Genomic DNA, 23793 nt, shown 5'->3' with positions numbered 1-23793 from the left:
TCGGTGGCCCCCGGTAAGCTGGATACCGGGGGCCGGAGGCCTACGCAGCGCGCAGCGCAGCCACCGCGGGAGCGAACATCGTCGCCTTGATCGCGCCCAGTGTGCCGCGGTCCTTGCCCGCCAGCGCCCGGACCCGCTCGCTCGCCACCTTCAGCACGTCGCCCTCGGCCGCGATTTCGTCCACCAGCCCGGTTTCCGCCGCGTCCGGCCCGCCGAAGCGCCGTCCGGTCGTCATCGACGCGATCGCCGCCGACGGGGTCAGCTTGCTCTGGATCAGCGCGGCCATCCCCGGCGTGAACGGGATGTCGATGTCCGCCTCCGGGAAGCAGAAGTACCCGCGATCGCTGCGCATCACGCGGAAGTCGTGCGCCATCGCCAGCATCGCGCCCGCGCCGAACGCGTGGCCGTTGATCGCCGCGACCGTCGGCACCGGCAACGTCAGCACCCGCGCGAACAGCTCCTGCACGTCGGTGACGTACTGGGCCGCCTGGTCGCTGTGGGCCATCAGCCACTCGAGGTCGAGGCCGTTCGAGTAGAACTTGCCGCCGCCGGTGGTCACCAGTGCGCCTTCGACACCGTCCAAAAAGGAATGCACCCGCTGCAGCCAGTCCGGCGTGAACCGGTTTTCGTCGTCGCCCAGCCGGAGCACGGAAACGGGATCGGTCACGGTCGGTCCTTTTCTCGAGGGGGCACGGTCAGCACGGCCCGCACGGCGGCGGCCAGCCTCTCCCGCACCAGGGGGTCGGTGAGGTCGCGCCGGAACAGCGCGGTCGGCAGGTCGACGACGCACGTGGTGACGACCTCGACGGCCAGGCCGTCCCCGCGGTCCCACAGCATCCTGGCGAGCCGCACCAGCAGCGCGACCAGCCGTTTGTCCAGCGCGTGCAGGGCGTCCGCGAGCTCGTCGGGCAGATCGGGCCCGAAGAGCCGGTCGTGGCTCACGGTCAGCAGCATCCGCGCCGCGGCGGGACGGCGGGCGGCGAACACCGCGGGCGTGCCCGCCGCCGCGACCACCGCCTCGACCGGCGAGGAAGCCTGGTCCACGCGCGAAGTCTGCAGGTCGAGGAACGCGGTCGCCGCGCGCAGCCAGACCCGGGCCAGCAACGCGCTGAGCGAGCCGAACGCGTGGTAGATCGTGCCGTTCGGCACGCCCGCGGCCGCGGCCAGGCCCCGCACGGTGACGTTGCCGGCGCCCGACGAAGCGACGAGCTGTTCGGCGACGTCGAGCAGCGTGTCGAGGTCGTGGACGCGGGGGCGGGGCATCCCGTGACCGTAACAGAACGCTTGCTCCAAAACCAGCGCGGTAAGCTGCCGCCCGTGGAGATCTGGATCAACCCGGCGTGCTCGAAGTGCCGGTCCGCGGTGTCGATGCTGGACGAAGCCGGCGCGCAGTACACCGTGCGCCGCTACCTCGAGGACCCGCCGACGGCGGCGGAGCTCGAAGACGTGCTGAAGCGCCTCGGCCTCGAACCGTGGGACATCACGCGCACCGCCGAGCCGATCGCGAAGGAGCTCGGCCTCAAGACGTGGGGGCGCACCCCGGAAGACCGGTCCCGCTGGATCGACGCGCTGGCCGAGCACCCGAAGCTCATCCAGCGGCCGATCATCACGGCCGACGACGGCACGACGGTCGTCGCCCGCGACCCCGAAACGGTGCGGTCGGTCCTCTAGGGGATCGCGTCGGTCTTCGCCAGGAGCGGGACGTCCAGCGGCACCGTCTCCGGGTACTTGATCCCGGCGCCGGTGTTGAGCACGACGACGTCTTCGTCGCCTTCGAGCCAGCCGGACTCGCGAAGGTGCCTCAACGCGGCGAAGCACGCTCCGCCCTCAGGGCAGACGAAGGTACCTTCGCGCTCGGCGAGTTCCCGTTGCGCCGCAAGCAGCTCGTCGTCGGTGACGGCGACCGCCGTGCCGCCGGTCGCGTACACGGCGTCGAGCACGAGGAAGTCGCCCAGCGCCTTGGGCACGGTGATGCCGAAGGCGACCGTCCGGGCGTGCGGGAACGGCGTGCTTTCCCGCTCGCCGCGCGAGAACGCCGTGACGATCGGCGCGCAGCCGGTGGCCTGGACGGCGACGAGCCGCGGCAGCGGACCGGAAACCCAGCCCAATTCCCGCATTTCCAGCAGGGCCTTGTGGATGCCGATGATGCCGACGCCGCCACCGGTCGGGTAGAGGATGATGTCGGGCAGCCGCCAGCCGAACTGCTCGGCGATCTCGTACCCCATCGTCTTCTTGCCCTCGATGCGGTACGGCTCCTTCAGCGTCGAGACGTCCTGGACGCCTTCGCGCCGCTTCACCGCCGCGGCGACGAGCTTGCCCGCGTCCCCGATGAGACCGTCCACCCGGTACAGCTCGGCCCCGGCGGCGACGCACTCGCGCATCGTGATCGCCGGCGCGTCGTCGGGCATCGCGACCAGGCTCGACAGCCCCGCGCGCGCCGCGTACAACGCCCACGCCGCCCCGGCGTTGCCGTTCGTCGGCATGGCGATGCCGCGCACGCCCAGTTCGGCCGCCCGCGAGACGCCGACCGCGGCGCCGCGGGCCTTGAAGGTGCCGGTCGGCACGAGACCTTCGTCCTTCATCCACAGGCGCGACAACCCCAGCTCGCGGCCGTAGCGCGGCAGCCGCAGCAACGGCGTCATGCCCTCGCCGAGGCTCACGACGTGGTCGGGCGAGCGCACGGGGAGCACCTCGTGGTAGCGCCACAGCGTGGGCTCCCGCCCGGCGATCTCCTTCGGCGTCACGGCTTCGCGGACCCCGTCGAGGTCGTACCGCGCGAGCAGCGGCGCGCCCGCCGGGGACAGGCCTTGGACGACATCGGCGTCCACGCGGTCGCCCGTCCGGGAGCAGTCGAGGTGGCTGAGGAACGAGTACGGCACGGCGCCGATCCTAGGTCCTAGAGTGAGCCCATGGACGCGCTGCGGGTGTGCCTGTACGTCTTCGCCGGGGTGACGCTCGGTACCTGGCTGGTGTCGGTGCTGACCAGGGAGTACTCCTGGGTCGACCGGATCTGGTCGATCGTGCCGGTGGGCTACGTGGGGATCTTCGCCGGGGCCGCCGGGTTCGCCGACGCCCGGCTCGACGTGCTGTTCGCGCTGGTCACCCTCTGGGGCATCCGGCTGACGTTCAACTTCGCCCGGAAGGGTGGCTACGCGCCCGGCGGCGAGGACTACCGGTGGGCGGTGCTGCGCGAGCGGATGGCGCCGTGGCAGTTCCAGCTGTTCAACTTCTTCTTCATTTCGCTGTACCAGAACGCTATCCTGCTGCTGATCTCGCTGCCGGCGCTCACGGCGCTGGAGAACCGGGGCTCGTTCGGGGTGGGTGACGTCGTCGTCGCGGTGGTGTTCGCCGCGTTCCTCGCCGGCGAGACCGTCGCCGACCAGCAGCAGTGGGACTTCCACCGGGAGAAGCACGCGGGCCGCGCGCCGGCCCGGTTCCTGCAGACCGGGCTGTTCCGCTACTCGCGGCACCCGAACTTCTTCTTCGAGCAGGCGCAGTGGTGGGCGGTCGCCGCGTTCGGCGTCGTCGCGGGTGGTCTGCAGTGGACGGTCGTGGGCGCGGTCCTGCTGACTCTGCTGTTCGTCGGCTCGACGCGGTTCACCGAGAGCATCACCCGGTCGCGGTACCCGGAGTACGCGGACTACCAGCGGCGGACGTCCTCGGTGGTGCCGTGGTGGCCCCGGCGCGAGGCGGTCCGGGGGTGACGACGGTCGCCGCCCTCCAGATCGCGACGGGCGCTTCGCTCGAGCACGTCCTCGGCTTCGAAGCCGAGATCCGCGCGTCCGGTGCGGCGCTGGTGGTGCTGCCCGAAGCGGTCCTCGGCGGGTATCCGCGCGGTGAGCCGTTCGTCCGGTACTTCGGCGCGTCGGTACCGGTGCCCGGGCCCGAGGTGACCGAGCTGGCCGGGCTCGCGGCGCGGACCGGCGCGAGCCTGGTCGTCGGCGTCATCGAGCGCGACGGCTCGACGCTGTACAGCACCGCGGTCTTCCTCGACCCCGGACTCGGGCTGGTCGCCAAGCACCGCAAGCTGGTGCCGACGGCACGGGAACGCCTGGTGTGGGGCCGCGGCGACGGCTCGACGCTCCCGGTGGTCCCGACGGCCGCGGGCCTGGCCGGCGCGGCGATCTGCTGGGAGAACCACATGCCGCTGCTCCGGGCGGCGATGTACGCGAAGGGCGTCGAAATCTGGTGCGCGCCGACGGCGGACGACCGCGACGTCTGGCAGGCGTCGATGCGCCACATCGCCGACGAAGGCCGGTGTTTCGTGATTTCGGCGTGCCCCTACGAGAACACCGGCGACGACCCGTTCCGGGGCGGCAGCGTGATCGTCGGTCCGCTGGGGGACGTGCTGGCTGGTCCGCTGCGCGACGCGGAGGGCCTGATCACGGCGGAAATCGACCTGGACGACGTCGTCGCCGCGCGGCACAGCCTCGACGTCTCGGGACACTACGCGCGGCCGGACGTCTTCGCGCTGACCGTGGACGAGCGACCCCGGGACGGCGTCACCTTTTTGCGCTGACGCCGTCCCGCGAGGACTCACACCGCCAGCCGGCCGCCGTCCACGGGGAGAATCGCGCCCTGGACGAAGCTCGCGTCGTCCGCCGCCAGGAACGCGATCGCCGCCGCGATCTCCTCCGGGGCCGCCACGCGGCCGGCCGGACCCGCCGCGGCCAGCTCGTCCAGGCCGTCGCCGAAGGCGGCCGTGCCTTCGGTGCGGGTCGGGCCGGGGCTGACCGCGTTGACCCGGACCCCGGCCGGGCCGAACTCCGCCGCCCACGCCTTCGTCATCAGCTCGACGGCCGCCTTCGACGAACCGTAGAGCGCCATGCCCGCCATGCCCCTCGTCGCGACCGACGTGGAGACGTTCACGATCGCGCCGCGGCCGCGCGCGGCCATCTCGGGGGCCAGCTCGGCGACGAGGAAGAACGGCACCTTCACGTTCGTCGTGTAGACGCGGTCGAAGTCGGCCTCGGCCGTCTCGGGAGTGGGTCCCGTGGGGAAGATCCCGGCGTTGTTCACCAGCACGTCGACGTGCCCGCCCAGTTCCCGCGCCCGCGCCGCCAGTTCCCGCGCCGACGAAGCGTCCTTCAGGTCGGCGGCCACGAAGTCGGCCTTCCCGCCCGCCGCGCGGATGCTCCCGACGACCTCGGCGCCCCGCCCGGCGTCCCGGCCGGACAGCACCACGTGCGCCCCGAGCCCGGCCAGCGCGACCGCCGTCGCGCGGCCGATCCCGCTCGTCCCGCCGGTCACCAGCGCCGTCGACCCGGACAGTTCTGCAGTCATCGCTCAGCTCCTTCGGGAACCCGGGTGTTTCCCGGTCGCAGGGTGCAAGCGAGTCCGCGGCGAGGAACTTCCGCAACCGCGTTCGGCGCTGCTTATGCCCGCGATTCGTCCCGCCGATGGTCTTCCAGCGCCGCGACGAACTCCGCGACGTCACGCCGGTGCGACGACGCCGGCCACACGGCCCAGGTCCGCCGGACGATGGGGTTCCCGGCCAGCGGCACCCACCGCACCGTGTCCGGCAGCGGGTACGGCCATTCGGGCGGGGCGAAGGCGTACGCCCCGCCCGCGCTGACCGCCGGGATCTTGAGCTCGACGATCAGCCGCTGCTCCTCCGGGACCTCCGGGCCGACGTCGAGGCCGTGGCTGCGCAGGATCGCCGCCAGCTCGTCGTACCAGGCCGGGCTGCCCGCGCGGGGGAAGGCGAACCACTCCAGGCCGGCCAGGTCCTCCAGCCGGACCGGCGACCCCAGCTTCTCCGCCAGGTCCGCGGCCAGCAGAACACCCACGTCCTCGGTCACCACCAGCACCGCGTCCAGGTCGGGCCCGGCCGGGCGCTCGCGGACCAGACCGACGTCCAGCTCGCCGGCCCGCAGCGCGGCCACCTGGGCCACCGACGACAGGTGCCGGGCCTGCACCCGTGTGTCGCCCAGCCGCGCGAGCGCCGAGGGCAGCAGCTCCGGCGGCAGCTCCAGGGGAACGCCGACGCGCAGCACGCCGCCGCCGGCCGCGGTGTGCCGCGCCATGGCCGCGAGGGCCTGGTCGTGGCGCGCCAGCACGGCCCGGGCCTCGCCGAGCAGCGTCGTCCCGGCGTCGGTGACCTGCACGCCCGTGCTCGTGCGCACCAGCAGCCGGACGCCGAGCCGCCGCTCCAGCGCCGTGATCGTCTGGGACAGCGCCGGCTGGCTCACGTGCAGCTGCCGCGCCGCTTTCGACATCGCGCCCGCTTCGACGATGGCGACGAACGCGCGCAGCTCGCGGATCTCCATCAGCGGGCCCACCGGATCGGCAGCGACTTGAGGCCGTTCTGGAAGTTCGACCGCAGCCGCACCGGCTCGCCGGCGAGCTCCACGAAGCCGAGCAGGTCGAGCACCGCGCCGAACATCGCCCGCAACTGCACCCGCGCGAGGTGCGCGCCGAGGCAGAAGTGCGGGCCGTGGCCGAAGGTCAGGTGGTCGTTCGGGGTCCGGCCGATGTCGAAGACGTCCGGGTCGGCGAAGACGGCGGGATCGCGGTTGGCCGCGGAGAACCAGACCACCACCTTGTCCCCGGCGCGGATGTCCACATCGGACAGCCGGACGTCGGATACCGCGGTGCGCCTGAAGTGCATCACCGGCGTCCACCAGCGGAGCATCTCCTCGACTGCCGAGGGCAGCAGCGACCGGTCGGCCGGCAGCCGACGGTATTCCGACGGGTGTGACAGCAGCGCGAGCAGCCCGCCGGGCAGGCCGTTGCGGAGGGTTTCGTTGCCCGCCACGGAAAACAGCCAGAACAGGTTCTCGAACTCGGCGAGCGAGACGCGGGCGCCGTCGTCGCCGACGTGCCGCATGAGGGTGCTCATCACGTCGTCGCCCGGGTGCTTGCGCTTGTCCTCGCCGAGCGCGTTCGCGTACGCGTAGAGGTCCGGCATGCCCGCGCGCGTCCGGGGATCCGGCATCGACCCGTCCGGACCGGGCGACGGGCGGACGGCGAGCGCGGCCCGGGCGAGGTCACTCACCGACGAGACGTCGGCCGTCGAGCTGACCGCGTATTCGGCGTCCTGGTAGCCGATCACGCGGTTGCTCCAGTCGTACATCAGCCGCCGGTCCCGCTCCGGCACGCCGAACACCCCGGCGAGGGTGCGCAGCGGCAGGTCGGCGGCCACTTTCGCGAAGTCGCACTCGCCATCGGCGGCGACCTCGGCGACGAGTTCCCGCGCCCAGCCCTCGATCTGCGAAGTCAGCTTCGCGACGGCGCGCGGGGTGAACGCCTTCGTCAGCAGCCCACGCAGCCGCCCGTGCTCCGGCGGGTCCATGTTGAGCATCATCCGGCGCACGTAGGCGAGGTCGGCCGCGTCCCGGATCTGCGTCCCGCCGAGCTGCGAGGAGAACACCGCGGGATCGCGCAGCACCCGCCGCACCTCGGAATGGCCGAGCACGGCCCAGAAGTCGTCGACGCGCACCACCGGGCCGGCGCGCCGCAGCCGCGCCAGTTCCTCGTACGGGACACCTCGCACGTAAGTGTCCGGATCGGTGATCGCCACGAGCCGACCCTAGCCGCGCCCACCGACTGTTTGGGAGGCTGCGCGGATGGACACGCTCAACATGCGCACCGGCGGCAAGGGCGAACCGGCCGTCCTCCTCCTGCACGGCCTCGGGGCGACCGGCGCCGTCTGGGCCCACTTCTCCGTGCTGCTCGACCGGCGCGTCCTGGTGCCCGACCTCCCCGGTCACGGCCCGTCCTCGCCGCTGCCGCACTACAGCTTCGAGACGCTCGCCGCGGCGGTCGCGCGGGTGCTGCCGGACGGCGGGCCGCTGATCGTCGCCGGGCATTCGCTGGGCGGGGTGCTCGCGCTGGAACTGGCGTCCGGCCGCCACGGCGTCGAGGTCGGCGGCGTGCTGGCCCTGGGCGTGAAGGTCGAGTGGAGCCAGGACGACCTGAACCGCGCCGCGTCGTTCGCGGCCCGGCCGGCCCGGGTGTTCGCGACGCGGGAAGACGCCGACCAGGCCTACCTCAAGGTGTCCGGGCTGCTCGGGATCGCGCCGACCGACCCGGCCGGGCTTCGCGAGACCGAGGGAGGTTGGCGCCTCGCGATGGACCCGGCCGCGTTCGGCCTCGGCGCGCCGGACATGCCGGCCCTGCTCGCCGCGGCGCGGTGCCCGGTCGTCCTCGCGGCGGGCGAGCACGACCCGATGTGCCGTCCGGAGCAGCTGCGGGCGCTCGACGCCGACGCCGTCACGCTCGCCGGCCTCGGGCACAACGCCCACGTCGAGGACCCGGCCGCCGTGCGCGCGCTGCTCAAGCGCTTCGGCGTGTGAGGGTCCGGGTGCAGCCGTCGTACCCCATGCGACGGCTGCTCCTCGAACCCCTCGCCACCACCGGACCCGAGACAGCCTAGGAAAGCGCGGTGGACGAGCGCCTGTACTGCTGCTCCTCGTCGCCGTCACGATCCGTACCTGCGGAAACGGTTATCTTCGCCGTTCGGTGGTACAGGTGAAGCGGCACGATCGTGATGCTGGATGGGTACGTTCCGCTGGGGGTACGCAGGAGAGGATGCCTGTGGACGAAGGCCTGTCGTTCGCCGGATGGCTGCGGGAACGGCGTGTGCTGGCCGGTCTCACCCAGGCCCAGCTCGCCGAGCGTGCCGGGCTGAGCCTGCGGGCCGTGCGCAACGCCGAGCTCGGCAACGTCCGGCGGCCCCGTCCGGAGACCGAACGGCGGCTGCGGGAAGCACTGGCCGAAGCCCCGCCGGAGCCGGTGCGGATCGGCGTCCTGGGCCCGCTGACGGTGACGCGGGGCACCGAGCCGGTCGAGATCGGCGCGGAGAAGCAGCGCCTGCTGCTGGCGCTGCTGGCCCTGCAGCCGAACCGGACCGTCCGGCGCGAGGACCTCGTCGACGTCATCTGGGACGAACCGCCGCCGTCGTGCCTCGAGCTGCTCCACACCTACGTCGCGCGGTTGCGGCGGGCGCTGCGGCCCGCCGACCTCATCGCCACGGACAAGGGCGGCTACCGGCTCGCCGCCGGCGAGGACGAGCTCGACCTGCTGCGTTTCGAGGCACTCCTCGCGCGGGGCGCCCACCGGGAGGCCCTCGACCTCTGGCGCGGCCCGGCGCTGGCCGACGTCGGACGGCTGCGCCAGCACCCCGCCCGGCTCGGACTGGCGATGCGGCGCGCCAAGGCCGTGCTGGCCTACGCCGGGGTCGCGGACCCCGAGGACGCGGCGGTGCACCTGCGGGTGTTGACCGCCGAGGAGCCGTTGAACGAGTCCGCGCACGCCAAGCTGATGCTGGTGCTCGCCGCGTCCGGGCGCCAGGCCGCCGCGCTGGACGTGTACGACGAGGTGCGCCGGCGGCTCGCGGGCGAGCTCGGCCTGGAACCCGGCCCCGAGCTGCGCGGCGCCCAGCGCCAGGTGCTGCGGCAGGACTTCGCCGCGCCGGAGCCGCCGGCCCGGGTGCCGGCGCAGCTGCCCGCGGACGTCCCCGGCTTCCGCGGCCGCGCCGCCCAGCTGGCCGAGCTGGACGCCCTGCTGCACCGCGACGAAGGCGACACCGGCGCGCGCATCGCCGTCCTCTCCGGTACCGGCGGGGTCGGCAAGACCGCGCTCGCGGTCCACTGGGCCCAGCGCTCGCCCGCCGAGTTCCCGGACGGTCAGCTCTACCTCGACCTGCACGGCTACGGCACGGTCCGGCCGGTGGACCCGGGCGACGCGCTGTCCGGGTTCCTGCGCGCCCTCGGCGTCGACGGCGCGGACATCCCCGCCGAGCCGGACGAGCGCGCCGCGAAGTTCCGCACCGCGCTCACCGGACGGCGGATGCTGCTGGTGCTGGACAACGCGGGTTCGGTCGGGCAGGTCCGCCCGCTGCTGCCCGGCTCGCCGTCCTGCCTGGTGCTGGTGACCAGCCGGGACGCGCTGCCCGGGCTGGTCGCCCGCCACGGCGCCCGGCGGGTGCTGGTCGACCTGCTCACCGAGGCCGAAGCCGGTGACCTGCTGCGGGCACTGCTCGGCCGGCGCGTCGACGACGAACCCGAGGCCACCGCGGCGCTGATCGGGTACTCGGCCCGGTTGCCGCTGGCCCTGCGGCTGGTCGCGGAGCTGGTGCTGAGCCGGCCGGGGGAGCGGCTCGCCGCACTCGCGGCCGAGCTGGCCGACGAACAGCGGCGGCTCGACCTGCTCGACGGTGGCGGCGATCCGCTGACCGCGGTCCGCGCCGTGTTCTCGTGGTCGTACCGCCACCTGCCGCCTGACGCCGCCCGCGTGTTCCGGCTCTGCGGCCTGCACCCGGGCCGCGACCTGACCCCGCCCGCGATCGCCGCGCTCGCCGGCGTGTCCCTGCCGGAGGCGGAACGGCTCACCGGTGCCCTGGTGCGCGCCCACCTCGCGCAGCAGACCGGCGACGACCGCGTCCAGCTGCACGACCTGCTGCGGGTCTACGCCGCCGAGCTCGCGGCCGGCGACCCCGCCGAGAGCCACGCGGCGCAGGAGCGGCTGTTCGACTTCTACGTCTCGTCGGCCGCCCAGGCCATGGACGTCGTCCTGCCGCAGGAACGGCACCTGCGCCCGCACGTGCCGGATTCCGACGTCAAGGTGCGCGACCCGCAGGCGTGGCTGGAGGCCGAACGCCGCAACCTCCTGGCGATCGCCGCGCACGCGACGCGGCACGGGTGGCCGGACCACCTGCGGCTGCTGTCCGGGATCCTGTGGCACTACCTCGACGTGGGCGGCTACCACGAGGAAGCGCTGGTGCTGCACACGCACGCGTCGGCGCTGGCCCACCACGCCGGTGACCGGGTGGCCGAGGCGGAGCCGCTCGTCCCGATCGCGCTGGGCCATTGGCGGGTCGGCCGGTCGCGGGAGGCGCTGCGGTACCTGGAAGAGGCGCTCGTCCTTGCCCGGGAAACCGGCGACCGGCGCACCGAGATCCACGCGGTCAACACCCTCGGCCTGGTCTGCCGCGCGCTGGGCCGGTTCGCCGAAGGGATCGGGTACTCGACCGAGGCACTCGCGCTGGCCAGGAAGACGGGCGACCGCACCAGCGAAGGCCTGGTCCTGGTGGTGCTCGGCTGTTCGTGCCGCGGCATCGGCCGGTACGGCGAAGCGATCGGCTACCTCGAAGAGGCGCTCGCCTTGGCCCGCGACATCTCCGACCGCACGAGCGAGGGCTACGCGCTGGTCAACCTGGGCGACACGTTGTCGGCGCTGGGCCGGCACGACGAAGCGGTCCGCGTCGTGGAAGAGGGGCTGGAGCACCTGCGCGCGATGGGCGTCCGGGTGAGCGAGGGGTACGCCTTGGGCATCCTCGGCGACATCGAACACGCGCGCGGGCGCCAAGCGGAGGCCGTGGCGCACCTGGAGCGGGCGCTGAAGATCGCGCAGGAGACCGGAAGTCCGATCAACCGCAGTGTCGCGTTGAAGCACCTGGGCGACGTGCGGCTGGCGCAGGGCCGCCACGCGGAAGCGGCCGGGCACCTCGAAGAAGCGCTGAGCCTGGCCCGCGAATGCGGTGACCGGGGCGTGGAATCCCGCGTGCTGAACAGCCTCGGCCGTCTCTGCGCCGCGCGCGGCGCGTCCTCGGATGCGCTCGGGTACCACCGTGCAGCCCTCGCCGTGGCGAAGGAAACGGGCTGCCGTCCGGAACAGGGGCGGGCCCACAGCGGGCTCGGCGAGGTCCACTGTGGACTCGGGGACCCGGAGGCCGCGCGCGAGCACTGGGAACGCGCGCTGGCCTGTTACGCCGGGGAGTGCCTGCCCGGCGCGACCCGGGTCCGGAACCACTTGACGGCCTTGGAGTGCGTGGCGGGGTAGCGGGGTTCGAGGGCGGCGAGATCGCTCGTCACCCGCTCCCGGTCCCGGTCGGCGACGTCGGTGCTGCCCGCCGGCCGCGGCCGGGCCGGGCGCCAGGTGATCACGAGCGGCTCCCGGTGGCCTTGAAGAACGTGTAGTGGAAGGTCCCGTCCGGGCCGGCGGTGTGGTGGAGGTCGGCGACCCCGCGGGCCCAGCCGTCCTCGGTGGCGAGGCCCCGGGCGACGGCCGTTCCGCCGACGCCTTCGACCATCGCGGTGAAGGTGTCGCGGGTGAACCCGGTGACCAGCCCGGGCCGGGACGCGTCGGCGTAGACCGTCCGCGGTTCCACCCTGACCTCGGCGAACCCGGCGCCGGTCAGCAGCGGGTGGAGGCGCCGCCCGATGAGCGCGTCGCCGCCGGCGTCGGCCTGCAGCCGGACGAGGCAGGCGATCGCGGCCTGGGCGTGCTCGCTGCGCGGGTGGAAGAACGCCGACCCGTGGTCGCCCTCGATCACCGTGATCGTGCCGCCCGGCCGCAGCAGGGTCTTCAGGTGCGTGAGGGCCTTCTCCGGCTCCGGCAGGTGTTCCAGCACGAAGCAGACGAAGAGGTGGTCGTACTCGCCGTCCAAGTCGAACAGGTCGGCTCGGCGGAAGTCGACGGCCGCGCCGACCCGCTTCCGCGCTTGCGCCAGGGACGCGGCGGAGACGTCGACCGCGGTCAGGTGCGCGTCGGGGCTGCGGGCCGCGAGGTGGACGGTCTGGGCGCCGACGCCGCAGCCGACCTCCAGCACGCGGCTCCCGGCGGGATAGGCCGTCCCGGCGTGCAGCAGCCCGGCCAGGGTGTCGGCCTGGTCGCCCAGGCGGCGGGCCTCGGGTTCGGTGTATCCGTGCACGTAAGTGGTGTCCATGGGTCCAGCGTCCTGCGACAATGGCCTGATGGACAGAGCCAAACCAGCGCGTCCCGAGTGGTCCATAACCTCGGGGTCGGACTTCCTCCAGCTGGACGTCCGCGAGGCGCCGCCGGGCGGGCTCGCGGACTGGCTCGCCGGGCAGCTGCGCGCCGCGATCGCCGACGGCAGGCTCCCGGTCGGCGGCCGGCTGCCCGCTTCCCGGGTGCTGGCCGCCGAACTGCGCGTGTCGCGCGGCGTGGTCACCGAGGCCTACCAGCGGCTGATCGACGACGGCCACGCCGCGGGCCGCGGCCGGGCGGGCACCGTCGTCGTCGCCGCGCCCGTGCTGCCGCCGGCTCCCGAGCCTGACCGGTCGCCGGCGAAGGTGATCACGCCGTTGCCGGACGCCAAGGTCTTCGACGAGGTCCGCGCGGCCCCGGCCCGGATCGACCTGACACCCGGTGTCCCGGACCTGACGGCGTTCCCGCGCGCGGCGTGGCTGCGGGCGGAACGCGCGGTGCTCGACGACCTCGAACCGGCCCACTTCGGCTACGGCGATCCGCGCGGGGCACCGGCGATGCGGCGGGCGGTGTCGCACTGGCTGGCGCGCAACCGCGGGATCCGCGCCGATCCGGGCGAGATCATCGTGGTCGCCGGGGTGGCGCAGGCGCTGACGCTGCTCGGCGACGTGCTGCGGCAGCACGGCGTCGACGCGATCGCCGTCGAGGACCCGAGTTCGCTCGGTGCCCGCCAGCACCTGCACCACTGCGGCCTGGCGACGCCGCCGGTCCCGGTGGACGACGATGGCCTGCGCGTCGCCGACCTGCGCGCTCTCGGTGCTCCGGCGGTGCTCCTGACGCCGGCCCACCAGTTCCCGACCGGCGTGGTGCTCGGGGGCGAGCGCCGTCGCGACCTGATGCGCTGGGCGGCCGACGGCGGCATCGTCGTCGAGGACGACTACGACGCCGAGCACCGGTACGACCGCGCGCCGGTATCCGCGGTCCGGTCGATGCTGCCCGAGGTCTGTTACACGGGCAGCGTTTCCAAGCTGCTGGCGCCCGCGCTGCGCGTCGGCTGGCTGCTCGCGCCACCGCGGTTCCGGGATGATCTCGTGGCCGCCAAGCGGTTCGCCGACCTCGGCAACGCGGTGCTGGCGCAGCTGGTGCTGGCCCGGCTCATGGAGACCGGCGAGCTGGAGCGGCAGCTGCGGGTGGTGCGGGGCCGGCACCGCCGCCGGCGCGACGCGATGGTCCGGGCCCTTTCTTCGGAACTGCCGTCCGCGGTGGTCCACGGTGCGGCGGCCGGCCTGCACCTGACGATCACGTTCGACACCGAGGTCGACGACGTCGCCCTGGCGGCGGCCGCGTTGGCGGAGGGGGTGAAGGTCCAGCCGCTGTCGTGGCACCGCCAGCGGCCGGGCCGTCCGGGCCTGGTCATGGGCTACGCGGCGCGGACGGCGACGGAAATCGCCGAGGGGGTTGCCGTGCTCGGGCGGCTGCTCCCTCGGTAAAAGGTCCTCAAAGGACAGTCAAGCGCCTGTGATCATGCTCTCCCGTGCCGTTCGCGCTGTTGGTTGCCATACGCAAGCAAGTTGCTTAGCCTAGCTAAGGGACTGGGCGAGCAGAAGGGTTGCACAGTGGCGGAACGCCGGACGTATTCGATCGCGGAACTGGGGCCGCGGTACAAGTGGATCGCGCTGTCCAACACGACGCTGGGCATGCTGATCGCCACGATCAACTCCTCGATCGTGCTGATCGCGCTGCCCGACATCTTCAAGGGCATCGGCATCAACCCCCTGGAACCGGCCAACACCAGCTACCTGCTGTGGATGATCATGGGCTTCCTCGTGGTCACCGCGGTGCTGGTGGTGAGCTTCGGCAGGCTCGGCGACATGTACGGCCGCGCGAGGATGTACAACCTCGGCTTCGCCGTCTTCACCGTTTCGTCGATCATGCTGGCCGTCACCTGGTTCGACGGCGACGCGGCCGCGTTGTGGCTGATCGGCTGGCGGATCGTGCAGGGCGTCGGCGGGGCCTTCCTGATGGCGAACTCCTCGGCGATCCTGACCGACGCCTTCCCGGCCAACCAGCGTGGCCTCGCGCTCGGCATGAACGGCGTCGCCGCCATCGCGGGCTCGTTCCTCGGCCTGGTCGTCGGTGGCGTGCTGGCCCCGATCGACTGGAACCTGATCTTCCTGGTCTCGGTGCCGTTCGGCGTGATCGGCACGGTCTGGGCGTACCTCAAGCTGCACGACACCGGCGTCCGCCGGCACGCGCGGATGGACTGGTGGGGCAACATCACCTTCGCGGTCGGCCTGATCGCGGTGCTGGTCGGGATCACCTACGGCATCCAGCCCTACGGCTCTTCGCCGACCGGCTGGGGCAGCCCGTTCGTGCTGAGCTGCCTGCTCGGCGGCGCCGCGGTGCTGGTCGCCTTCGTGATCATCGAGACCAAGGTCCCCAACCCGCTGTTCCGGCTTTCGCTGTTCCGGATCCGGTCGTTCACCTGGGGCAACGTCGCGAACCTGACGGCGTCGCTCGGCCGCGGCGGGCTGCAGTTCATCCTGATCATCTGGCTGCAGGGCATCTGGCTGCCGCAGCACGGCTACACGTTCGAGCAGACGCCGCTGTGGGCCGGCATCTACATGCTCCCGATGACGGTCGGCTTCCTGGTGTCGGCGCCGGCGTCCGGCGTGCTGTCCGACCGGATCGGCAGCCGCCTGCTCGCGTCGGGTGGCCTGCTGATCACCGCCGTGACGTTCCTGCTGCTGATCCTGCTGCCGGTGAACTTCGACTACTGGGCGTTCGCGGGGATCCTGCTGTTGAACGGCATCGGCATGGGCATGTTCGCCTCGCCGAACCGCGCCGAGGTGATGAACAGCCTGCCGGCCGACGCCCGGGGTTCCGGCGCGGGCATGATGACGACGTTCCAGAACGCGGCGATGGTGCTGTCCATCGGCTTCTTCTTCAGCCTGATCATCGCGGGCCTGTCGAGCAGCCTCCCGGCGACGATGAGCCAGGGCCTGACGGAGCACGGTGTCCCCGCGGCCGCGGCTTCGCAGATCGCGAACCTCCCGGCGGTGGCGGTGCTGTTCGCGGCGTTCCTGGGCTACAACCCGATCCAGCAGCTCCTGGGCGGCCAGTTGTCGTCCCTGCCGCCGGAGCAGGCGTCGTTCCTGACCGGCCGCAGCTTCTTCCCGAACCTGATCTCGGGCCCGTTCCAGTCGGGCCTGGCGGTGGCGTTCGGTTTCGCGATCGCGGTCTGCCTGATCGGCGCGGTGGCGTCACTGCTGACGAAGGACGCCCGCCCGGGCGATCGCGAGTCGGCGGGGGAGGAACTGGCTGCGGTGGCCGGGGAGGCGGGCAGCGGACCGAGCGAACTGGTGTCGCCGTCCAGCGAACGCTGAGAGTTGGTTCGGGAGAAGCCGGGTGCCGTGGGGCACCCGGCTTCTCCCGTCCGGCTAGACCGTGGCGAGGACGGGCTCGGCGCCCTCGGAGACCGGCTCGATCTTCTTCGCCCGGCGCCGGGCGATGATGCGGCGTCCGACGTCGATCATCGGGACCTCGACCCAGCGGTAGAGCAGGTCGGCGGCCAGCAGGCCGACGATCGTCACCGCGACCGCGGTGAGCGTCCGGTGCGGTGCGAACTGGGGGACGGCGCCCGCGACCACCACCGCGACGACGCCCTGGATGAGGTACAGCGAGTACGACCGCTCCCCGACGAACCGCATCGGCCGCCGCGACAGGACCCAGGCCAGCGGGCCGCCGCCGGCGACCAGCGAGGGCACCAGCAGGGCGGCGAGCAGGACGTACCCGGTGCCGGTGATCGAGCCGCCGTCGTCGTGCAGGAAGGCCGTGATCTCGCCGAACATCGTCTGCACCGCGACCAGCGCGGCGGCGACCACCAGCCCGACGGCCGGGTGGGTGAACACCCGGAGCGCGGCGAAGCCCTTGCGGTGGTGCAGCACGATCGCCAGCGTGCAGCCGATCAGGATCGGCGAATACGCGCCCGCGTAGGGCATGAAGGGGATCAGGGCGAGCATGATGGCGACGAGGCCGACGGAGAGGCTCAGGCGCTTCACGAAGCCCAGTGCGCCGAGACCGAACGCGAGCAGCGGCCACACGAGGTAGAACTTCTGCTCGACGCCGAGCGTCCAGGCCTGGCCGAACAGCGCCATCTGGTGGTACTCGCCGACGAAGGCGACGTTCCACGGCAGGGCGGCCACGATGCCGCTGTGCCGCAGGCCCATGCCGCGGAAGTAGGCGAAGACGACGATCACGCCGATGATGACGTAGTAGACAGGAAGAATGCGGAAGGCGCGGCGGATGTAGAACTCCGTCAGGGAAACCCGGCCGGTGCGGGCTTCCTCGCGCAGTGCCAGCGTGGTGATCAGGTATCCGGAGAGCACGAAGAACAGGTGCACCCCGATCCAGCCGTTGGCCCTCACCCAGCCGGGTCCGCCGTAGTGGAAGACGACCACGAGCACGGCGGCGACGGCGCGCACGCCGTCGAGGGCCGGAAATCTTCGGGTCGCCAGGTATTCGTCGTGCGTCATCATCGCGTGATCCCCCCACGAAGCTCAACGGCTGAACCCGCCCAATGTAATCGGGCGATCCCGGCATTCACTCGTTGGGGTGAGGTTTCGGTAAAGCGGTGACGAACCGGCGTGGCCGGAGGTGGCCTACCAGCCGGCGGTGGCGCGCTGGATCTTCACCGGGTGAGCCGGCGCCCCGTCCAGCGGCCCGTCCGGGTCGGTCGGGATGATCCCGTCCGCCACCATCCGGTCAAGGGCATCCATCCCGCGGATCACCCGGCCCATGACCGAATAGTTCGCCGGGATGTTCGCGAACGAGTGCACGATGAAGAACTCCGACCCGTTCGTCCCCGGTCCCTGATTGCCCATCGCGATCGTCCCGCGCGGGTAGGTCTCGGCCCCCGAGACTTCGTCCGGGAACTTGTATCCCGGCCCGCCCTTCTCGACCTCGTAGATGTCCCCGCACTGGAGGACGCCCAGGCGAGCGGAGTTGGAAAGCCGCCAGCACTGCGACCGGTCGTAGAACCGCTGCAAAACCAGCGAGACCAGGTTGTGCACCGCGCAGGGAGCGGCCCCCGCGCGGTTCAGCCGCACCGTCACCGGGCCGTAGTTGAAGCGGAAGGTCACGTCCACGGTCCCGCGCGTCGAAGCGAACGGCAGGGGGCGCACCACCGGACGCGCAGCCGGGTTCTCGGGCGTCGGCGTGAACGAGCACCGGACCAACGGCACCGACGCGGAAGCCGGAGTAGCGGGCACCAGCAAGGTGCCCAAGACGGCAAGAGCAGCCAGACCCCAGCGCAGCTTCATGCCGGGGACGTTAGCGAATGACGAACTACTTGCGCCAGGCCGTGCGCTGCTTGCGGATGTCGAGCACCAGCAGCAGGACGAGGAACAGCGAAAGGCCGACCAGCCAGACGTTCTCGGTGTTGTTCTCGTGGTTGCCCTTGATCATCACCAGCAGGATGATCGCGCTGACCCAGCCGGCGATGCGGGTGGCCTTCGGGAACGAGCCGTGCCAGCCCCAGGCCGCGGACGGCTCGTCGCGCGGGTCGACCTCGGGCCGCCTCTTCTCGACCGCCTTGCCTGCCACGATGAACTCCTCAAACCCCGTGAACCTCGGACCCGCCGATGATCCCACACCTCCGGGTGCGCCGCGGAGACGGCCCGCGCGACAATGACCGGCGATGACTACCTCGCGAAGCGTTCTCGTGCTCGGTTCCACCGGGTCCATCGGCGTGCAGGCCCTCGACGTCGCGGCGCGCAACCCGCACCTGTTCCGCGTGGCCGGGATCGCCGCTGGTGGCGCCGATCCGGCCGCGCTCGCCGCGCAGGCGCTCGCCCACGGGGTCGAGGCCGTCGCCGTGACCAAGGCCACCGCCGCCGAGGACGTGCAGCTCGCGCTGTATGCCGAGGCGCAGAAGCGCGGCTACGACCAGGGAGAGTTCAAGCTCCCGAGGCTCTTCGCGGGCTCGGACGCCGTCACCGAGCTGATCGACGCCGTCCGGGTCGACACCGTGCTCAACGCCCTGCCCGGCTCCCGCGGCCTCGAACCGACGTTGCGCGCCCTCGCCACCGGCGCCACCCTCGCGCTGGCCAACAAGGAGTCCCTCATCGCCGGCGGGCCGCTGGTGCTCGCCGCGGCCAAGCCCGGGCAGCTGGTGCCCGTCGACTCCGAGCACTCCGCCATCGCCCAGGCCCTGCGGGCCGGGCACCGGAGCGAGGTCGCCCGGCTCGTCCTCACCGCCTCCGGCGGCCCGTTCCGCGGCCGCAAGCGCGCGGAGCTGGCCGGGGTCACCGTCGAGCAGGCGATGGCCCACCCGACCTGGTCCATGGGCCCGCTCATCACGATCAACTCCGCGACCCTGGTCAACAAGGGCCTGGAGCTGATCGAGGCGGCGCTGCTGTTCGACATCCCGGCCGAGAAGATCGACGTCACCGTGCACCCGCAGTCGATCGTGCACTCGATGGTGACCTTCACCGACGGCTCGACGATCGCCCAGGCCAGCCCGCCCGACATGCGGCTGCCGATCGCGCTCGCGCTGCACTGGCCCGACCGGGTCCCCGGCGCTGCCGCCGCGTGCACCTGGGACCAGGCCGCGACCTGGACTTTCGAGCCGTTGGACGACGAGGCCTTCCCGGCCGTCGAACTGGCCCGGCACTGCGGTGCCGCGGGCGGCTGCCTGCCCGCGGTCTACAACGCCGCGAACGAGGAGCTCGTGTCCGCGTTCCTCGCGCAGAACACCAGCTTCACGTCGATAGTGGACACTGTGTCCGAGGTGGTGGGAGCCGCCGACGAATGGCGTCGCGAACCACGCGACGTCGAAGACGTACTCGCGGCCGAGCGCTGGGCTCGCGCCCGGGCCGGGTCGATCATCGAGGGGAAGTAGCGGGTGCTCGCCTACATCATCGGCGTCGTACTGTTCGCGCTGGGGATCTGTGTCTCGGTCGCGCTGCACGAGGCCGGGCACATGGTCACCGCGAAGGCCTTCGGCATGAAAGTCCGCCGGTACTTCGTGGGCTTCGGGCCCACGGTCTTCTCCTGGCGCCGCGGCGAAACCGAATACGGCCTGAAGTGGATCCCGCTCGGCGGGTTCTGCGACATCGCCGGCATGACCGCGCTCGACGAGGTCACCCCGGACGAGGCGCCGCGCGCGATGTGGCGGTTCAAGACCTGGAAGCGCACCGTCGTGATGTCGGCCGGGTCGATCACCCACTTCATCCTCGGCTTCGTGGTCCTCTACCTGATGGCCGTGACCATGGGCCTGCCGAGCCAGGCGGCCGCCGAAGCCCCCAAGCCGGTGCTGGCGTCGACCTCCTGTGCGGTCCCCACCACGTCGAAGGAACAGGCCACGGCCCAGGCCAAGAACCCCACCTGCCCGCCGGGCGCGCCGACCCCGGCGGCGACGGCCGGGTTGCGGGCCGGCGACACGGTGCTCGCCGTCGGCGGGAAGCCGGTCGCGACCTGGGAGGAGATGCTCACCGCCGTCCAGGCCACCAGCGGCCGGACGGTGTTCGAGGTGCAGCGCGGCACCGAGAAGCTGTGGCTCGTCGTCGACGTGCCGAAGGTGCAGCGCTGGAACGGCTCCGCCGTCAAGGAGGTCGGCATGATCGGCGCCTCGCCCAAGGCGCCGTCGTTGACCACGCAGTACGGCCCGGTCGCCGCGGTCGGCGCCACGTTCGACTTCACCGGCACGATGTTCGCCGAGACGGCCCAGCGGCTCGTCCAGTTCCCCGAGCGCATCCCCGCCGTGGTCACCGCGATCTTCGGCGGCGAACGCGACAAGAACACCCCCGTCAGCGTCGTCGGTGCGAGCCGGCTCGGCGGCGAGGCCGTCGAGAACGGCATCTGGGTGCTGTTCTTCCTACTGCTGGCCAGCCTGAACTTCTTCATCGGCGTGTTCAACCTGCTGCCGCTGCTGCCGCTGGACGGCGGGCACATCGCGGTGGTCTGGTACGAGCGCGTCCGCGACTGGATCCGCGCGCGGCGGGGCAAGGTGGCCGGGGGGCCCGTCGACTACACGAAGCTGTCCGGCATCACGATGGTCCTGGTGCTCATCGGCGGCGCGGTGACGCTACTCACGGTGACGGCCGACATCGTCAACCCGATTCGGATCGGCCAGTAGTTCCACGGAGGGGGTGCGGTCCGTCGGTGACCGCTCACCCCCGCCGTAATGCTGCTCACCGTGACGGTTGACATGGTGAAGATGGCCCAGTAGGGGTGGGTACGCTGGAAGTCGTGACCGTCGCACTCGGTATGCCCGCCCTGCCCCCGCCCGTCCTGTCCGAGCGCCGCAAGACCCGCCAGCTCCAGGTGGGCTCGGTCGGTGTCGGCAGCGACCACCCGATCTCCGTCCAGTCGATGACGACGACGCTCACCTCCGACGTCAACGCGACCCTGCAGCAGATCGCCGAGCTGACCGCCGCGGGCTGCGACATCGTCCGCGTGGCGTGCCCGTCGGCCGACGACGCCGAGGCGCTGCCCGCGATCGCGCGCAAGTCGCAGATCCCGGTGATCGCCGACATCCACTTCCAGCCGAAGTACGTTTTCGCGGCGATCGAGGCCGGCTGCGCGGCGGTGCGCGTCAACCCGGGCAACATCCGGAAGTTCGACGACCAGGTCAAGGAGATCGCGCAGGCCGCGAAGGACCACGGCACACCGATCCGGATCGGCGTCAACGCCGGCTCGCTCGACAAGCGGATCATGGACAAGTACGGCAAGGCGACGCCGGAGGCGCTGGCCGAGTCGGCGCTGTGGGAGGCGTCGCTGTTCGCCGAGCACGACTTCCACGACATCAAGATCTCGGTGAAGCACAACGACCCGGTGGTCATGGTGCGGGCCTACGAGATCCTCGCCGAGCAGTGCGACTACCCGCTGCACCTCGGCGTCACCGAGGCCGGCCCGGCGTTCCAGGGCACCATCAAGTCGGCCGTCGCGTTCGGCGCGCTGCTGCGCCAGGGCATCGGCGACACGATCCGCGTCTCGCTGTCCGCGCCGCCGGTCGAAGAGGTCAAGGTCGGCATCCAGATCCTGCAGTCGCTGAACCTCAAGCAGCGCAAGCTGGAGATCGTGTCGTGCCCGTCGTGCGGGCGCGCGCAGGTCGACGTCTACACCCTCGCCGAGCAGGTCACCGCCGGGCTCGAGGGCATGGAGATCCCGCTGCGGGTGGCCGTGATGGGCTGCGTCGTCAACGGCCCGGGCGAGGCCCGCGAGGCCGACCTGGGCGTGGCGTCGGGCAACGGCAAGGGCCAGATCTTCGTCAAGGGCGAGGTCATCAAGACCGTGCCGGAGCACGCGATCGTCGAGACGCTCATCGAGGAGGCCATGCGCATCGCCGAAGAGGCGGGCGAGGCCCTCGGCGAGGGTGCGCCGGTCGTCACCGCCGGCTAGGTTCCGCAGGATCCGTGAAGGCCACCCCTCGGGGTGGCCTTCACGCGTTTCAGCCCTGGAGGTGGTGCTGGGCGGCGTCGCGGATCTGCAGGCGGACGTTCTCCAGCGCGGCTGCGACCTCGTCGATCTGCTGCGAAGCGAGCTGGATGGCGCCCTGGATCGCCGTCGCGGTGGACGTCTCCCCGAGCAGGCCGAGCACCTGGGCCTGCAGGTCTTCGAGGTCGCTCTTGGTGGCGAGCGCGATGCCGGTCGGCACCTGGTCGGCGAGCAGCTCCAGCTGCTGCGCCTGCTCCTGGATCGTCATCGGGGGGTTCCTTCCGCGGTGGGGACGCACTTTCCGTGTTAGCAGACCCGGAACTTGTCGGGGGTGCCGATTACCCTCGCACCCGTGAGCGTGACCTGGGCCGTCCGGCAGCCGCACCCGGTGGTGCGGCCGCTGGTCGCGCGCTATGTCGGGTACGCGCAGGAGGACGTCACGCTGGCCGTCCACCGCGGTCTGCCGTCCCGGCACGTGACGCTGGTCATCAGCCTGGCCGGGCCGGTCCGGATGGCCGGGCACCGCCTGCAGGGGCTGGTCGGCGGGCTGCACACGCGCGCGGTGCTGATCGAGCAGGACCGCGTGCAGGAGGGACTGCAGCTGGAGCTCGACCCGCTGGGCGTGCGGACGCTGTTCGGGGTCACGGCGGCCGAGCTGAGCGGCGAGGTCGGCGATCTGGCCGCGTTCGGGCTGGGCTCGCTGCCGGACCGGCTGCGCGAGCTGCCGACGTGGGAACAGCGGTTCGCGTTGCTCGACGACGTCCTGGCGGCCCGGGCCGTGGAGCCGGTACCGCCGCCGCCCGAGCTGGCGGAGGCGTGGCGCCGGCTGCGCGGCGCCGACGGGCGGGTGCGCGTCGCGGACCTCGCCGAGGAGGTCGGCTGGAGCCGCCGTCACCTGGGCGAGCGGTTCCGCACGGAGCTGGGGCTGCCCCCGAAGCAGGTGGCGCGGGTGCTGCGGTTCGAGCGGGCCGCGCGGCTGCTGCGCCGCGGTCACGCCGACCTGGCGGCGCTGGCCGTGGAGTGCGGGTTCTACGACCAGGCACACCTGACGAACGAGTGGCGCGCGCTGGCGGGCTGCACGCCGGGGCGGTGGATCGCCGAGGAGCTCCCGTTCCTCCAAGACCAGGAGGTACCGTCCGGGTCAGACTCGCCGGCATGACTCCTGAACCGAACGTGTGGCCGGCCCTGCGCTACGACGACGCCCCGGCCGCGATCCGCTTCCTCGTCGACGTCCTCGGCTTCACCGAAGCGCTGGTGGTGCCCGAGGGAGATCTCGTCGCGCACGCGGAGTTGCGCTGGCCCGAGGGCGGCGCGGTGATGCTGGGCAGCGTCCGCCCGCCGGACGGCGTCCACGACGCGATGAAGCCGGGCACGGCGGCGGCGTATGTGGTGTCCGACAAGGTGGACGAGGTTTACGCGAGGGTGAAGGACGCGGGCGCGCAGATCACGGCGGAGCTGACCGACACCGAGTACGGCTCGCACACGTTCAGCCTCCGCGACCCGGAGGGCAACGCGTGGACGATCGGCACCTACCGCGGCGCGCCCTGACCCGGGCCGGCGGTCGGACGGCGAGGGCGAAACCCGGCGCGTGATGTCGTGAAGGGGACATCCGAGTCCCCGACGACCCCTTAACGACCTCGTTCCGGCTGCCCGCCGCGGTCGGACCGAGCCGGCTCGGCCGAA

Annotated in this window: 23 protein-coding genes; 12 read left to right on the top strand and 11 right to left on the bottom strand. The window is 72.3% G+C overall.

What is annotated here, in order from left to right:
* Window positions 1–40: 40 nt before the first annotated feature.
* Window positions 41–667, bottom strand: coding sequence for an enoyl-CoA hydratase/isomerase family protein (locus AB0M80_RS26530; RefSeq protein WP_364570144.1), 627 nt, complete (start codon window positions 665–667; stop codon window positions 41–43).
* Window positions 664–1263: a TetR/AcrR family transcriptional regulator gene (locus tag AB0M80_RS26525; RefSeq protein WP_364570141.1), complete on the bottom strand. Its 600-nt coding sequence runs from the start codon at window positions 1261–1263 to the stop codon at window positions 664–666. The genes AB0M80_RS26530 and AB0M80_RS26525 overlap by 4 nt, the downstream gene beginning before the upstream one ends.
* A gap of 54 nt (window positions 1264–1317) precedes the next feature.
* Between AB0M80_RS26525 and AB0M80_RS26520 the strand changes: the two genes are divergently transcribed.
* Window positions 1318–1671, top strand: coding sequence for an arsenate reductase family protein (locus AB0M80_RS26520; RefSeq protein WP_364570139.1), 354 nt, complete (start codon window positions 1318–1320; stop codon window positions 1669–1671).
* Here AB0M80_RS26520 and AB0M80_RS26515 read toward each other — a convergent pair.
* Window positions 1668–2879: a threonine synthase gene (locus AB0M80_RS26515; RefSeq protein WP_364570136.1), complete on the bottom strand. Its 1212-nt coding sequence runs from the start codon at window positions 2877–2879 to the stop codon at window positions 1668–1670. The genes AB0M80_RS26520 and AB0M80_RS26515 overlap by 4 nt on opposite strands.
* A gap of 30 nt (window positions 2880–2909) precedes the next feature.
* On the opposite strand from AB0M80_RS26515, the gene AB0M80_RS26510 reads away from it, so the two are divergent.
* Together AB0M80_RS26510 and AB0M80_RS26505 are read left to right on the top strand one after the other, a co-directional pair.
* Window positions 2910–3704 (top strand): DUF1295 domain-containing protein, encoded by a 795-nt coding sequence (locus AB0M80_RS26510; protein WP_364570133.1) that lies wholly within the window; start codon window positions 2910–2912, stop codon window positions 3702–3704.
* Window positions 3701–4519: a carbon-nitrogen hydrolase family protein gene (locus AB0M80_RS26505; protein ID WP_364570130.1), complete on the top strand. Its 819-nt coding sequence runs from the start codon at window positions 3701–3703 to the stop codon at window positions 4517–4519. Before AB0M80_RS26510 ends, AB0M80_RS26505 begins: the two co-directional genes overlap by 4 nt.
* Window positions 4520–4536: 17 nt before the next feature.
* Here the strand turns inward: AB0M80_RS26505 and AB0M80_RS26500 are convergent, their stop codons facing one another.
* From AB0M80_RS26500 to AB0M80_RS26490, 3 genes are all read right to left on the bottom strand, one after another.
* Window positions 4537–5283 carry an SDR family oxidoreductase gene (locus AB0M80_RS26500; RefSeq protein ID WP_364570128.1) on the bottom strand — a complete coding sequence of 249 codons (747 nt, stop codon included), beginning with the start codon at window positions 5281–5283 and terminating at the stop codon, window positions 4537–4539.
* 92 nt (window positions 5284–5375) lie between these two features.
* Window positions 5376–6269 (bottom strand): LysR family transcriptional regulator, encoded by an 894-nt coding sequence (locus AB0M80_RS26495; protein WP_364570125.1) that lies wholly within the window; start codon window positions 6267–6269, stop codon window positions 5376–5378.
* The gene (locus AB0M80_RS26490) at window positions 6269–7522 is read right to left on the bottom strand and encodes a cytochrome P450 (RefSeq protein WP_364570123.1); all 1254 of its coding nucleotides are present in this window, start codon (window positions 7520–7522) and stop codon (window positions 6269–6271) included. The genes AB0M80_RS26495 and AB0M80_RS26490 overlap by 1 nt, the downstream gene beginning before the upstream one ends.
* A gap of 46 nt (window positions 7523–7568) precedes the next feature.
* Between AB0M80_RS26490 and AB0M80_RS26485 the strand changes: the two genes are divergently transcribed.
* Together AB0M80_RS26485 and AB0M80_RS26480 are read left to right on the top strand one after the other, a co-directional pair.
* Window positions 7569–8297 (top strand): alpha/beta hydrolase, encoded by a 729-nt coding sequence (locus AB0M80_RS26485; protein ID WP_364570122.1) that lies wholly within the window; start codon window positions 7569–7571, stop codon window positions 8295–8297.
* Between the two features lie 235 nt (window positions 8298–8532).
* Window positions 8533–11784, top strand: coding sequence for a tetratricopeptide repeat protein (locus AB0M80_RS26480; protein WP_364570119.1), 3252 nt, complete (start codon window positions 8533–8535; stop codon window positions 11782–11784).
* Between the two features lie 100 nt (window positions 11785–11884).
* Here AB0M80_RS26480 and AB0M80_RS26475 read toward each other — a convergent pair whose 3' ends face one another.
* The gene (locus AB0M80_RS26475) at window positions 11885–12670 is read right to left on the bottom strand and encodes an L-histidine N(alpha)-methyltransferase (protein WP_364570116.1); all 786 of its coding nucleotides are present in this window, start codon (window positions 12668–12670) and stop codon (window positions 11885–11887) included.
* Window positions 12671–12698: 28 nt separating this feature from the next.
* Between AB0M80_RS26475 and AB0M80_RS26470 the strand changes: the two genes are divergently transcribed.
* On the top strand, window positions 12699–14162 hold the full coding sequence (locus AB0M80_RS26470) for a PLP-dependent aminotransferase family protein (RefSeq protein ID WP_364570113.1): 1464 nt from the start codon (window positions 12699–12701) through the stop codon (window positions 14160–14162).
* A 126-nt stretch (window positions 14163–14288) separates the two neighbouring features.
* Entirely contained in the window at window positions 14289–16058 is a 1770-nt protein-coding gene (locus tag AB0M80_RS26465) for an MFS transporter (protein ID WP_364570111.1), read from the top strand.
* A gap of 54 nt (window positions 16059–16112) precedes the next feature.
* Here AB0M80_RS26465 and AB0M80_RS26460 read toward each other — a convergent pair whose 3' ends face one another.
* The 3 genes from AB0M80_RS26460 to AB0M80_RS26450 form a co-directional block, all read right to left on the bottom strand.
* A complete protein-coding gene (locus AB0M80_RS26460; RefSeq protein WP_364570109.1) occupies window positions 16113–17210 on the bottom strand; it encodes an acyltransferase in 1098 nt (365 codons plus the stop codon).
* Window positions 17211–17333: 123 nt separating this feature from the next.
* The gene (locus AB0M80_RS26455) at window positions 17334–17993 is read right to left on the bottom strand and encodes a peptidylprolyl isomerase (RefSeq protein ID WP_364570106.1); all 660 of its coding nucleotides are present in this window, start codon (window positions 17991–17993) and stop codon (window positions 17334–17336) included.
* 25 nt (window positions 17994–18018) lie between these two features.
* Window positions 18019–18276 (bottom strand): DUF2631 domain-containing protein, encoded by a 258-nt coding sequence (locus tag AB0M80_RS26450; RefSeq protein ID WP_176172087.1) that lies wholly within the window; start codon window positions 18274–18276, stop codon window positions 18019–18021.
* A 94-nt stretch (window positions 18277–18370) separates the two neighbouring features.
* Between AB0M80_RS26450 and dxr the strand changes: the two genes are divergently transcribed.
* From dxr to ispG, 3 genes are all read left to right on the top strand, one after another.
* Window positions 18371–19573: a 1-deoxy-D-xylulose-5-phosphate reductoisomerase gene (gene dxr / locus AB0M80_RS26445; RefSeq protein WP_364570103.1), complete on the top strand. Its 1203-nt coding sequence runs from the start codon at window positions 18371–18373 to the stop codon at window positions 19571–19573.
* Between the two features lie 3 nt (window positions 19574–19576).
* Window positions 19577–20809, top strand: coding sequence for a site-2 protease family protein (locus AB0M80_RS26440; RefSeq protein ID WP_364570100.1), 1233 nt, complete (start codon window positions 19577–19579; stop codon window positions 20807–20809).
* A gap of 113 nt (window positions 20810–20922) precedes the next feature.
* A complete protein-coding gene (ispG, locus tag AB0M80_RS26435) occupies window positions 20923–22074 on the top strand; it encodes a flavodoxin-dependent (E)-4-hydroxy-3-methylbut-2-enyl-diphosphate synthase (protein ID WP_285989319.1) in 1152 nt (383 codons plus the stop codon).
* Window positions 22075–22123: 49 nt separating this feature from the next.
* On the opposite strand, the gene AB0M80_RS26430 is transcribed toward ispG, so the two are convergent.
* A complete protein-coding gene (locus AB0M80_RS26430) occupies window positions 22124–22378 on the bottom strand; it encodes a hypothetical protein (RefSeq protein ID WP_003057586.1) in 255 nt (84 codons plus the stop codon).
* A gap of 84 nt (window positions 22379–22462) precedes the next feature.
* Between AB0M80_RS26430 and AB0M80_RS26425 the strand changes: the two genes are divergently transcribed.
* Both AB0M80_RS26425 and AB0M80_RS26420 read left to right on the top strand, forming a co-directional pair.
* Window positions 22463–23269, top strand: a complete 807-nt coding sequence (locus AB0M80_RS26425) for a helix-turn-helix transcriptional regulator (protein WP_364570096.1) — start codon at window positions 22463–22465, stop codon at window positions 23267–23269.
* Window positions 23266–23658 (top strand): VOC family protein, encoded by a 393-nt coding sequence (locus AB0M80_RS26420; RefSeq protein ID WP_364570093.1) that lies wholly within the window; start codon window positions 23266–23268, stop codon window positions 23656–23658. Before AB0M80_RS26425 ends, AB0M80_RS26420 begins: the two co-directional genes overlap by 4 nt.
* The last annotated feature ends 135 nt before the right edge of the window (window positions 23659–23793 follow it).

Origin of the sequence: Amycolatopsis sp. NPDC051045, from assembly GCF_040682955.1 — a bacterium.
Classification (GTDB): domain Bacteria; phylum Actinomycetota; class Actinomycetes; order Mycobacteriales; family Pseudonocardiaceae; genus Amycolatopsis.
Note: the sequence above shows the minus strand (reverse complement) of the source record. Positions and strands in the feature narration are given on the sequence as shown.